Raw genomic sequence first — 11,496 nt, 5'->3', positions numbered from 1 at the left:
CGGATCAGGCCTCCAGTGCCGAGCGGAGGTCCCACAGGGTGCGCCAGGTGGCGGCGCCCTGTTCGGCGCGGCGGCGGACCGGGCCGTCCCAGTAGCCGAGCAGCCGGGCCGCGTCGGCCGGCTCGTCCTTGCGGACCACACCGAGGAGCTGGCCGGGCAGCCGGCCGAGCAGGTCCCCGCCGTCGGGCAGGTAGGCGGCGCTGACCCCGAGCGAGGTGGCGACGGAGACCGCCTCGGCGGTGCTCATCACGGTGGACGGGCGTTCGACGTCCCAGCCCTCGGTGGAGCGGCCGGTGCGCAGGTCGCGGAACGCGGTGACCAGGGCCTCCAGGACGGCGTCGTCCACGGCGTAGGCGGCGCCGGCCCGGGCCACGGCGGTGGTGGACTGGCGGCGGACCAGGTCGACCTCGGCGGCGAGGCTGCCGATCGGGCCGACCGTCTCGAAGTTGAAGCGCCGCTTGAGCGCCGCGGACATCTCGCTGACGCCCTTGTCCCGCAGGTTGGCGGTGGCGATCAGGGTGAAGCCGGCCGCGGCGTGCAGCTGCCCGTCCGGGGTGCCGGCCAGTTCGGGGACGGCGATGCGCCGTTCCGAGAGCAGCGAGACCAGGGCGTCCTGCACCTCGGGCAGGCAGCGGGTGACCTCCTCGACCCGGGCGACCGCGCCGGCGGTCATCGCGGTGAGCACCGGCGAGGGGACGAGGGCCTCGCGGCTTGGCCCCTTGGCGAGCAGCAGGGCGTAGTTCCAGCCGTACTTGAGCTGGTCCTCGGTGGTGCCGGCGGTGCCCTGGACGGTGAGCGCGCTGGTGCCGCAGACGGCGGCGGCGAGCAACTCGGAGAGCATGGACTTGGCGGTGCCGGGCTCGCCGACGAGCAGCAGGCCGCGCTCCCCGGCGAGGGTGACGACGCAGCGCTCGACCAGGGCGCGCTCGCCGACGAACTTCGGCTCGATGACCAGGCCCTTGCGCCCGGCCTTGAGCTTCTCGCCGCCGCTGCCCCTCACGAAGGTGACCACGGCGCGCGGGGTCAGCCGCCAGCCGGGCGGGCGCGGGCCGCTGTCGTGGGCGGCCAGGAACTCCAGTTCGGCGGCGTACTTCTCCTCGGGCGGGACGGTCTGCCGGTCCGCGGCGGCGACGGTGGCGGTCGCGCCGGGGGTGGTCTCGGTGGCGGTCATCGGCGGGCCTTCCTGCGCTTGCTGGTCTGGAGCTCTTCGTAACCGGGGGCGTCGCCGTCGACGGTCCGCTGCCAGGCCCGGGCGAACAGCTCGGGGACGGGCAGGGGGACCAGCGCGGGCCGGTGGGTGTGCAGTTCGTACAGGGCGGCCTTCCAGGTCTCGGCCGGCAGCGCCGGCGCCTTGGCCTCCAGCCAGCCGCCGGGCAGGAAGAGGCCGCGGCCGGCCCGGGCCCGCTTGGCCTCCAGCACCAGGCCGGTGGCGGCGAGTTCGGCGCGGGCCTTCTTCAGCCGGGCGGGCTTCCAGCCCGTCCAGCGGGCGGTGTTGCGGTCGGTCGGGTCGGGCAGGGCGAGCAGTTGGAGGTAGAGCGTGGCGGCGTCCTCGCCCAGGTCGTGGGTGCGGGACACCTCGGCGACCAGTGCGGGAACGGACTGCTGCGGGTTCTGCAGCCAGGCGGGGCCCTCGCCGGGGGCCGGGACGGTGGTGGTGGCGGCAGCAGCAGCGGTGGCGGTGGCGACCAGCTGCTCCGGCTCGCCCCGGAGCACGGCTTCGACGGCCGACCGCTCGGTGCGGTACCAGTGGCTGTCGGCGAGCCCGCCGATCAGTTCGAGCAGTGGGTCGTCGGGGCCGGTGAGGGCGGCCGGGCGCAGCCAGATCCGCTCGTACTTCTCGTGGTGGGGCATCAGGACGAGCGCCGGGCCGCAGCGGACCATGCCGTCCGGGTCGGTGCCGCCCTCGGCGGGCAGGCCGAAGTGGGTGCGCAGGACGGCGGCCAGCGGCTTGCCCTTGACGGTGCTGGTCACGTGGAGGTCGAGCAGCAGCTCCGGGTCGGCCAGGCGCTCGCGCAGCGCGGTGGCGGCGGCGGGCAGCAGCGGGCGCAGCGGGCTGTCGGCGGGCAGGTGGTAGGCGAGCCAGCGCAGTGCGGCGACGGTGGAGGCGAGTGCGCCGACGTCCGGCACGGCGGAGCCGTCCTCGGGGACCAGCCGGGGGCCGGAGCCGTCCTGGCTGACGACCCGGAAGGGGGTGCGGCGGGTCAGCCACGGGGTGCTGGAGAGGTTGAGCACGGCCTCGACGGTGTCGATGGACACGCCCTGGACGGTGGCCAACGCCTCCTCGGGGAGGGTGACGAGGCGTCCGAAGCGCCGGATCCACTCCTCGGCCCCGGCGGCGAGGTCGGGGCCGTCGGTCCACAGGGTCTTCGGGTCCGCGGGCAGCAGGGCGCCCCAGACGGCGGCGAGGCCGGTGTGGTCGTGTCCGCGCAGCCATGTCCGGGCGGCCTTGAAATCGGCGGCCTTGAGCGCGAGTTCGGCGGGCACGGCGATGTCGTTCCAGTACAGCAGGCCGGACGGCGGGCTGAGCAGCAGGGCGGAGCGGGCGGTGCCGATGCCGGTGAGCTCGCTGAACGCCTCGGCCCTGGCCGCGTCCCAGGGGACGGCGCAGCGCAGCGCGGCGACCTTCGAGAACTCGGCGACCCAGGCGGCGTCGACCAGTTCCCCGGTGTCGCGCTCCTCGACCGTGGTGAAGTGCGCGACGGGCCCGAACTCCCCGCTCGGGTCGTGGTCGACGGCGAGCCAGTGCACGATGCCGTCGGCGTACTGCCGCTGGTGGCCGAGGATGACGACGGTGCGCCCGCCGTGCCGCAGCACCTCGCCCTGGCGCTGGGCGACCGGCCGGCCGCCGGTGGCGTTCACGGCCGTCGGCACCTGTTCGGCGAGGACGATCTCGCGCAGGGTGGTGCCACGGTCGGCCAGCGGGCCCTTGGTCAGCTCGCCGAGCAGCAGGACCAGCGAGGAGCGGTGGGCGGGCTCGGTGAACGGCGAGGCCACCGCGTGGGCCAGCGCGTGGACCCGGCCGAGCAGGTGCAGCCAGCCGTGGCTGACGTCGCCGTTGCGCAGGCTGAGGGTGGCGGGGCTGCTCCAGCCCTCGCCGTCGGCGGCGGGCGGGGCGGCCAGCACCCCGGTGACGGCACGCAGGTTGTTGAGCACCCACCAGTGCGCGGCGGATCCCCAGTTGTTGCCGAAGCCACCGATCTCGGGCAGCACGGCGCGCACGGCGTCGCGCAGTTCGTGGTCGCGCCCGTGCTCGGGCTGCCACTCGGTGTTCTGCTTCGTGCTCGGGCGCTCGGCCTCCGGCTGCGGGGCGAACCGGGCGATCCGGTCCAGCAGGTCGGCGGCGAGGCGGGCGAGGCCGGCGACGCCGGCCAGCAGCCGCTGGTCCGCGATGCCGGGCAGGATCGCGCCGACCTCCGGGACGGGCAGGGTGCGCGGGGTGCGCCGGGCGAGCGGACGGCGCACGCCCTGGACGGTGAGCCAGCACTGCTCGTCCTCGGGGACCGGCTCGGTGTCGGTCGGCCAGGCGGCGTCGATCAGCCGGGCGGCCTGCTCGGAGGAGACGCCGCGCAGCACCGTGGAGCCGGCCTCGTCACGCGGGCGCAGGGCGTGCCAGTGCGGGAACGGCGGAACGAGCGGGGTGCCGGCGGCGGAGAGCTCACCGGCGCGGCAGGGGTGCAGGTCGACGGTGCGGTCGGCGCGGCCGGTAAGGTCGGGCAGGTTGAGCGAGACGTGCTCGCCGGAGGTGTGGCTGACCACCGGGGCGGCCGCGCCCGGCAGGGCGAGCCGGCCGACCGGGACGGTGTCCGACCGGTATCCGGTCAGCGGCAGCACGATGCGCTGCCCGTCGGCCGTGAAGGTGGTGACGGCCTTGTGGGGCTCGACCCTGGCCCAGCTGCCGAGCACGGTGCCGTCGGTGCCGAGCGGGGTCCGCTCCAGGCCGGGCTGCAGCGGCAGCAGCCAGGTGCTCTTCCGGACGAGCCGGCCGGCCTGGGCGGTGGCGGCGATCACCGGCGGTTCGGCGGCGCGGCCCAGGGCGCCGGTGGCCGGGTCGAGTTCGCGCAGGACGGCCTCGCCGTCGGAGGCGTGGCGCACCGTCCAGTAGCCGGTGCCGTCGCCGAGGACGGGGTGCTCGTCGGGCATCCGGGTGTCGCCGGCGTGCAGCGGGCGCTCGCCGGTGGTGCGGCCGCCACCGGGCAGCTGGAGCGAGGGCAGCTCGGGCTGGCGGTCGCCGTAGTAGTAGCCGGCGATGGTCTCGCCCTCCAGCTCGAACCGCTCGTCCGGGCGGCTCGACCAGTAGGCGAGCTGCTTGCCCTCGTGGGACCAGACGACCAGCAGTTCGCCGTCGACCAGGCGCAGCCGGATCCGGTTGCGCTGGTGCAGCTCCTCGGGCAGCCGGAGGGTGTGCTCCAGCACGATGCCCTCCGGGCCGACGACGACGGCCCGGTCGAGGCGGGCGAGGATCAGGTGCGGCCAGGCGTCCTCGACGACCAGGCCGCTCAGGCCCGCGCCGCCCAGGCTGGGGACGGGGTGCTGCGGGGCGTCGTCGGCGGGCGGGTCGGCGATCTTGCCGAGTGCCTCCTCCAGGGCGGGCCAGCCGAGTTCGTCCAGGATGCCGGCCCGGAGGGCGTCGGTGAGCAGCGCGGCGACGTCGAGGGCGGCGACCCGGTCGGCGACGGCCGGCGCGACCGTCCGGACGGCGGTGCGGTGCTGGGCGAACGCGCGGACCAGGTCGGCGGCGGCGGCCAGGCCGCGGGCGGCGAACAGCTCCTCGGAGCGCTCCTCGGCCCACTCGGCGAACAGCTCGTTCAGCAGCGGCAGGGCGGGCACCTCGCGCTCGGCGGCCGTCTTCCAGGCGGCCGGGGCGGCTCGGCGCAGCAGCGGCCGGTAGCGCTCGTCGGCGCCGACGGCGGCGAGGGCGGGACTGTCGGGGCCGCACTCCGAGACCCAGTCGTGCAGCTCGATGCCGAGGCCGTCCGGCGGACCGGCCACCGGCACGCCCGCGGTGAGCAGCAGGTCCAGCAGGTCGATCCTGGTCCGGCTGGCGCGGATGCCGGTGTGGAGGTCCACCGGGACGGCGTCGGCCTTGAGCCGCTCGACCATCCGGCGGGCCAGCGCGAGGGTGTCCGGGCAGCTGGGCCGGCTGCGCCAGCCGCGGCCGTGGTGGTTGCACCAGCGCTGCAGCCAGGCGGCGGCCGGTTCGGCGCCCTCGGGGCGGGGGCCGGTGAGCAGGTCCTCGGCGCCGGTCTCGGCGAGCAGCGCCAGCCAGGCGGTGTCGTGCGCGGCCGGTTCGGAGGAGGACGGGTCGGGCAGCAGTTCCAGCAGGCGGGCGCGGACCGCCGCGTCGCTGCGGCCGAGCTCGACCAGCGCGCCGTGCCAGGACTTCCAGAACGCGGCGGGCGCCCGCGTGACCGCCGGGGAGTCCAGCAGCTCGGCGAGCAGCGCGCGTTCGTGCTCGGCGCGGTCCAGCCCGGCGGCCTTGATCAGCGCGCGGGCGTCCTCGGCGACCCCGGCGTACGGGGCCATGCCGGCCGCGGAGCGCTCGGTGCACAGCTGGCGGAAGCGCTGCCAGGCGGTCAGCGGGTCGAGCCGCTGGGCGAGTTCCTTGACGTACTGGCGCAGGGACTTGACGGTGAGCGCGCCGGCCAGGGCGAACTCCAGGAAGACGGCGCGCAGCCGCTCCTCGTCCACCGGCAGGCCGTGGGTGCGCTCGGCCTCGCGGGCCTTGCCGAACCAGGCGGCGGCGTAGGTCCGGTTCTCGTGGCGCAGGAAGATCCGGCCGACCTCCTCGCAGAAGGTGGGCAGGAAGTGCGGGACGGCCCGGCCGAGGCGGACGGCCAGCTCGTCGAAGCCGTCCTTGGCGGCGCCGGGCTTGGAGGCGGCCTGGCGGGCGAGCCGCTCCAGCTCCTTGACCAGGGCGAGCGCGTGGTGGCCGTTGGCCGGGTCGTGGACCAGGGCCCAGGCGGGGAAGCCGAGCGCCTCCTGGCGGACCTGGCCGACCTCGGCGGGCGCGGCCTCCGGCGCCAGGCCGAGGAAGTCGAGGGCGAGGTCCTCGGCCGGGCCGAGCGCCCCGGGGACGAGCCGGACGATCCGGCGCCCGTCGAGCGCGGGGTGGGTGTAGCCGCGGGCGGTGAGGACGTCGGCGGCACTGTCGGGGCGGCCGGCCCCGGGCAGGGTGCCGGGCGGGAGCACGGCCCCGGCGTCGAGCAGTTCCTCGGGCGTCGCGGTGGTCGGGTGCGCGGTGGTCGGGTGCGCGGTGGCGGTCATGCGGCTTCCTCCCCCTGGATCGTGCGGCCGGCGTACAGGGCGGCGGCCATCCGCATGCCCTCGGACCAGGCGACCGGTCCGACCTCGGTGAGCGGCAGGGCACGGCCGTCGGGGCCGGCCCAGCTGAGCGCGCCGGTCTCGCACGCGTCGTACTCGTAGTAGTCGCCGACCCAGACCCGGGCCTCGACGGTGCGCCCGCCCTCGGTGACCGGCTGGACGGCGGAGCCGCCGCGGACCCGGCAGCCGAGCCGGTTGCAGCGCCCGACCAGCTCGCGCAGCTCCCGGTAGCGGCCACCGGCGTAGGTGGTGACCTCGGTGCCCGCCGGCAGCTCCGCGGGCCGGTGCCAGACCTCGCGGTAGAGCTGCTGGACACGCTGGGAGACGCCGAGTTCGACGGCGAACTCGCGCAGCTCGTCGAGGTCCTGGAGCAGGACGGGGTGCGGTATCAGCACCTCGCCGTCGGTGAGGCGCACGGTGTCCCCGTCCAGGTCGACCAGGCCGAGGCCGCGCTCGGCGTCGACGCCGCGCAGGAAGCCGGCCACGGAGCCGTCCGTGGTGGTGACCACGAGGTCCTTCAGGACGCCCTGCCAGGCCTCGTCCGGCCACACGGCGGTGAGCACGGCGGCGGGCACCGGCAGCGAGCGGACCATCCAGCGCTCGACGTCCTCCAGGCAGCCGCGCTCGTGCGCGGCCAGCCACTCGGCGAGCTGCTTGAGCTGGATGACCACGCGGTCGTCACCGAGCTTCGCCGGCAGGGACTTGAGGTCGCGCCCCGCCGCGTTGCGGCACGCCACCCTGCCCTCCCCGTCGAGCGCGACGCGGTACCCTCCCGCGTCCGTCTCCACCCATGCCACGGCCGTACTCCTCCCACCGGGAAACACTTGTCGATCGCCTGCTGACCAGCGATGCGAGGAACGTAGCGAGGCCCACTGACAACGCGACGGGCGGGGTGAACTCGGGCCGTGACATGCAAAGTTCAAACCACTCGAACGAGTGATCGAGGAGGCGAAAAAAGCGGGGCGGCCGCCCGAAAGCAGCCGCCCCGCCCGTCCCTCCGCCCCGCCCGTCCATCCGCCCCGCCGGTCCCTCCGCCCCGCCCGTCCATCCGCCCCGTCAGACCGACGGCGCCCGGGGCACGATCACCGGTGCACCGTCGCCCGGCGCCGCCAGCACATGGCTGTCGATGTCGTACAGCGCCCGCACCAGCGGCGCGTCCACCACCTCGCGCGGCGGCCCGCAGGCCACCACCGCACCGTCCCGCAGCGCGACCAGCAGGTCCGCGTAGCGGGCGGCCGCCGCGAGGTCGTGCAGCACCATGACCACCGTCCGCCCGCCCGCCGCGACCCGGCGGACCAGCTCCAGCACCTCCACCGCGTGCCCGAGGTCGAGCGCGCTGGTCGGCTCGTCGAGCAGGACCACCGGGGTGTCCTGGGCGAGCACCATGGCGAGCCAGCAGCGCTGGCGCTGGCCGCCGGAGAGCCGGTCGAGGCGACGGTCGGCGAGGTCCTCCACGCCGGTGGCGCGCAGGGCCTCGGCGGTCAGCCGCTCGTCCTCCGCCGACCACTGGCGGAACAGCCCCTGGTGCGGATGGCGGCCGTAGCGGACCAGCCCGGCGACGGTGACCGCCTCCGGGGCCTGCGGGCCCTGCGGCAGCAGCGCGACCCGGTGGGCGGCCTGGCGCGGGCGCAGCCGCCACACGTCCTCGCCGCCGACCAGGACCCGCCCGCCGTCCGGCCGGTGCAGCCTCGCGACGGACCGCAGCAGGGTGGACTTCCCGCAGCCGTTCGGGCCGACCACCGCCACCACCCGTCCGGCCGGCACGGTGAGGTCGACGCCGCCGAGCACCGGGCGCCCCGGCCCGTAGCCGGCGCTGAGCCCTTGGATGGTCAACTCCATGGCAGCTCCCCCTGGTTCGACGTACGCTCAGTTGCCGCCGAGTGCCTTGGCGAAGTCGCCGATGACCACGTCGGCGGCGAGCGGGCCGCCCCGGGTGGACCAGACCGAGCCGTCCACGGTGACGGCGTGGTTGTTCTTCACCGCGCCGAGCTCCTGGTAGGCGGGCTTGGACTGGACGTCCTTGAGCGCGGCCTTGCCGTCGTCGGTCAGGGTGGACAGGAACAGCCAGTCGCCGTCGATCTCGTTGAGCTTCTCCAGGCTGAGCGCCGGGCTGTGCGCGTTGCCGTCCTTGTCCTGCGCGGCCGGGCGGGTCAGGCCCATGTCCAGGGCGACGCCGCCGGCGAACTGCTTCTTCTCCATCCAGCTCGGGCCGGTGGGGTTCCATCGCACGATGGAGACGGCGGCGCCCTTGTTCCTGGTGAGCTCGGCGCCCGCCTTGGCGGCCTTGGCGTCGTAGTCGCCGATCACCTTGTTGGCCTGGTCGAGCTTGTTGACGGCGTTGCCGATGCCGCGGAAGGCGAGCTTCCAGTCGTCGGTGGGCGCCATGGTGACCAGCGTGGCGGGGGTGATCTCGCGCAGTTGCTTGAGCACCTGCTCGTCCTGCATGTCGCCGGCCAGGATCAGGTCGGGCTTGGCGGCGATCACCTTGTCCATCACGGGCTGGAGCAGGTTCCCGACCACCGGGACGCCCTGCACCTTGTCCTTGAGGTACGCGGGCGGCTCGGCCAGCCCCTGGCCGTTGGTGATGCCGACCGGCTTGACGCCCAGGGCGAGCACCGCGTCCAGGTCCTCCTGGGTGAGGGTGACGATCCGCTTGGGCTCGGCGGGGACCTCGACGGCCTTGCCGGTGGCGTCCTTGACGGTCCGCTTGCCGCCGCCCGCCGCGTCCGCCGCCGGGGAGGCGGCCGTGGAGGAGCCCGAGGACGAGGAGGACGAGCCGGAGGAGCCGCAGCCGGTGAGCAGGAGCGCGGCCGCCCCGGAGACGGCCAGCGCCTGGGCCGCACGGCGGCGGACGGGGCTGAGCGGGCGACGGGCGAACGGCATGGGTGCCTCCGGGCAACGGTGGTACGGAAGTTGAGCGGCGTCCGAGAAGTTCGACGGGACGGGGGTGCCCCACGGGACGGACTCGGCCATTAGGTTAGCCTTACCTTATGACATTCTCGCAAGCCGGCGTCCGCGCGGCGCCCCCCGCCACCGCGCCGGATTCGCCGCCACCGGGCCGGCGGAGCCGTCGGCCCGAGGGTGCCCGCCCCACCTGGCCGGCCGTCACGGCGGCGGTGGTCCTCCTGCTCGCCCTGGCCGCGCTCTCGCTGTCGGTCGGCGCCGGCGAGGTCGGCCCCGGGCGGGTGCTGGACTACCTGCTGAACCACGACGGCGCCCGCGCCGACGGCCGGCTCGCCCTCGTCGTCGGCGACCTGCGGCTGCCGCGCACCCTCACCGCCCTGCTGGTCGGCGCCGCGCTCGGCGTCGCCGGGGCGCAACTGCAGTCCGTCACCCGCAACCCGCTGGCCGAGACCGGCCTGCTCGGCGTCAACGCCGGCGCCTCGCTGGGCGTCGTGCTCGGCATCGCCGTGCTCGGCGTGCAGACCTCCTTCGGCTACCTCGCCTTCGCCTTCGGCGGCGCGGTGCTCGCCAGCACCGTGGTGCTGCTGGTCGCCAGCAGCCGGGGCGGCGGATCGCCGATGCGGCTGGTGCTCGCCGGCTCCGCCGTCGCGGCGATCTTCCGCGGGCTCACCGACGTGCTGATCGTCAACTCCCCCGAGGCGTACGAGCGGTACCGAGTGTGGGTGCTCGGCTCGCTGGCCGGGGTGGAAGGCTGGACGACCCTGCGCCAGCTCGCCCCGGTGCTCGGCGCCGGATTCCTGCTCGCCGCCCTCACCACCCGTCCGCTGACCGCGCTCGCCCTCGGCGACGACCTCGCCCGCGGCCTCGGCCACCGACCCGGCGCCACCCGGGCCGCCGTCGCCGTCGCCGTCACCCTGCTGACCGCCTCGGCGGTCGCGCTGGCCGGGCCGATCGCCTTCCTCGGGCTGCTCTCCGGCTTCCTCGCCCGCACCGTCGCCGGCCCCCGGATCGGCCGACTCACCCTGCTCGCCGCGCTGTTCGGCGCCACCGTGCTGACCGGCGCGGACGTGCTCGCCCGGGTGGTGGCCCGGCCCTTCGAGGCGCCGGTGTCGGTGATCGTCGCGCTGATCGGCGCCCCGGCCCTGATCGCGATCGTCCGCTCCCGGCACTCCACCGCCCTGGCCATGGCCGACCCCGCCGAGTCCACGCCGGCCGCGCGACGCGGCGAACCGGCGCCGCCCAAGCCGGACTTGACCCTGCGGCACGGCACATGGTCGCTGCTGCTGCCGCGCCGGGCACTGCTGGCCTCGCTCGGCCTGGCCGCCGCCCTGCTGGCCGCCGTCGTGGTCTCGGCGCACGCCGGACAGAGCGAACTCGACCTCGCCCGCACCTTCCAGGCCGTGTTCGGCTACGGCGACCGGCTGGACGTCCTGCTGGTACAGAAGTTCCGACTCGGCCGGATCGTCGCCGGACTCGCCGCCGGCGCCGCCCTCGGCCTGGCCGGCTGCCTCACCCAGACCCTCGCCCGCAACCGCCTGGCCACCCCCGAACTCCTCGGCGTCAACGACGGCGCGACCGCCGCCGTACTCATCTCCGCCAGCACCGCGGGCACCTTCGGCGCCTGGTGGGCCGGACCGCTCGGCGCGCTGGTCGCCGTCCTGGTCGTCACCCTGGCCTCCGGCGGACTCGGCGCGCGCGGCTACCGGGTCCTGGTGGTCGGGCTCGCCATGTCGGCGCTCGCCTCGGCCGTCATCCAGGTCGCGATGGCCCGGCGCTCCCTCAACTCGGCCGGATCGCTGTACATCTGGACCAACGGCAGCCTCAACGGACGCGACCTCGCCGTCGCCACGCCCGTCCTGATCGGACTGGCGGCACTGGTGCCGATCGCGCTGGCGGTGGCCCGGCGGCTGGCGGTGCTGCGCTTCGACGACAGCGTCGCCTCCGCACTCGGCGTCGACCCGGGCCGGGTCCGGCTCGCCTGCCTGCTGCTGGCCGTCGCCCTGGCCGGGCTGGCGGTCGGCGTCTGCGGGCCGGTCGGCTTCGTGGCCCTGGCCGCGCCGGTGATCGCCGGACGGCTGGCCGGGCCCGCGCGGGTGCCCGTGCTCGGCTCCGCCCTGACCGGCGCCCTGCTCGTCGTGCTCGCCGACACACTGGGCCGGGTTCTGTTCGCCGGAGTGGAGATCCCCGTCGGCATCGTCACCACCGTCCTCGGCGGTCCCTTCCTGCTCTGGGTGCTGCTCGGCCGCAAGGGCAGCCCCGCCTAAGCCTTTT

At 75.8% G+C, this 11,496-nt stretch carries 6 protein-coding genes; 1 reads left to right on the top strand and 5 read right to left on the bottom strand.

The annotated features are described in order from the left end of the window. Nucleotides 1-4 precede the first annotated feature (4 nt). The 5 genes from ACZ6EM_RS04635 to ACZ6EM_RS04615 all read right to left on the bottom strand — a co-directional run bounded on the left by ACZ6EM_RS04635 (nt 5) and on the right by ACZ6EM_RS04615 (nt 9,204). Entirely contained in the window at nt 5-1,171 is a 1,167-nt protein-coding gene (locus ACZ6EM_RS04635; RefSeq protein ID WP_452177713.1) for an ATP-binding protein, read from the bottom strand. Further along, nucleotides 1,168-6,264: a hypothetical protein gene (locus ACZ6EM_RS04630; protein ID WP_465771668.1), complete on the bottom strand. Its 5,097-nt coding sequence runs from the start codon at nt 6,262-6,264 to the stop codon at nt 1,168-1,170. The genes ACZ6EM_RS04635 and ACZ6EM_RS04630 overlap by 4 nt, the downstream gene beginning before the upstream one ends. Next, nucleotides 6,261-7,118 (bottom strand): DUF4132 domain-containing protein, encoded by an 858-nt coding sequence (locus ACZ6EM_RS04625; protein WP_452177715.1) that lies wholly within the window; start codon nt 7,116-7,118, stop codon nt 6,261-6,263. The genes ACZ6EM_RS04630 and ACZ6EM_RS04625 overlap by 4 nt, the downstream gene beginning before the upstream one ends. 259 nt (nt 7,119-7,377) lie before the next feature. After that, nucleotides 7,378-8,160 carry an ABC transporter ATP-binding protein gene (locus tag ACZ6EM_RS04620; RefSeq protein ID WP_465771667.1) on the bottom strand — a complete coding sequence of 261 codons (783 nt, stop codon included), beginning with the start codon at nt 8,158-8,160 and terminating at the stop codon, nt 7,378-7,380. A 27-nt stretch (nt 8,161-8,187) separates the two neighbouring features. After that, complete coding sequence (locus ACZ6EM_RS04615) at nt 8,188-9,204, bottom strand: ABC transporter substrate-binding protein (RefSeq protein ID WP_401043267.1); 1,017 nt, start codon at nt 9,202-9,204, stop codon at nt 8,188-8,190. 107 nt (nt 9,205-9,311) lie between these two features. Here ACZ6EM_RS04615 and fhuB point away from each other — a divergent pair, with 107 nt between their 5' ends. Next, complete coding sequence (fhuB, locus tag ACZ6EM_RS04610; protein WP_401043269.1) at nt 9,312-11,489, top strand: Fe(3+)-hydroxamate ABC transporter permease FhuB; 2,178 nt, start codon at nt 9,312-9,314, stop codon at nt 11,487-11,489. Nucleotides 11,490-11,496: the final 7 nt, after the last annotated feature.

The sequence above is a fragment of the Kitasatospora sp. NPDC041917 genome (genome assembly GCF_055589745.1).
The sequence above is the reverse complement of the archived record's forward strand: the minus strand, read 5'-3'. Positions and strand labels throughout refer to the sequence as shown.

Bases quoted from the DNA above. Each gene is read 5' to 3' on its own strand.
- ACZ6EM_RS04635 (WP_452177713.1), bottom strand. From the start codon at position 1,171: ATGACCGCCACCGAGACCACCCCCGGCGCGACCGCCACCGTCGCCGCC.
- ACZ6EM_RS04630 (WP_465771668.1), bottom strand. From the start codon at position 6,264: ATGACCGCCACCGCGCACCCGACCACCGCGCACCCGACCACCGCGACG.
- ACZ6EM_RS04620 (WP_465771667.1), bottom strand. From the start codon at position 8,160: ATGGAGTTGACCATCCAAGGGCTCAGCGCCGGCTACGGGCCGGGGCGC.
- ACZ6EM_RS04615 (WP_401043267.1), bottom strand. From the start codon at position 9,204: ATGCCGTTCGCCCGTCGCCCGCTCAGCCCCGTCCGCCGCCGTGCGGCC.
- fhuB (WP_401043269.1), top strand. From the start codon at position 9,312: ATGACATTCTCGCAAGCCGGCGTCCGCGCGGCGCCCCCCGCCACCGCG.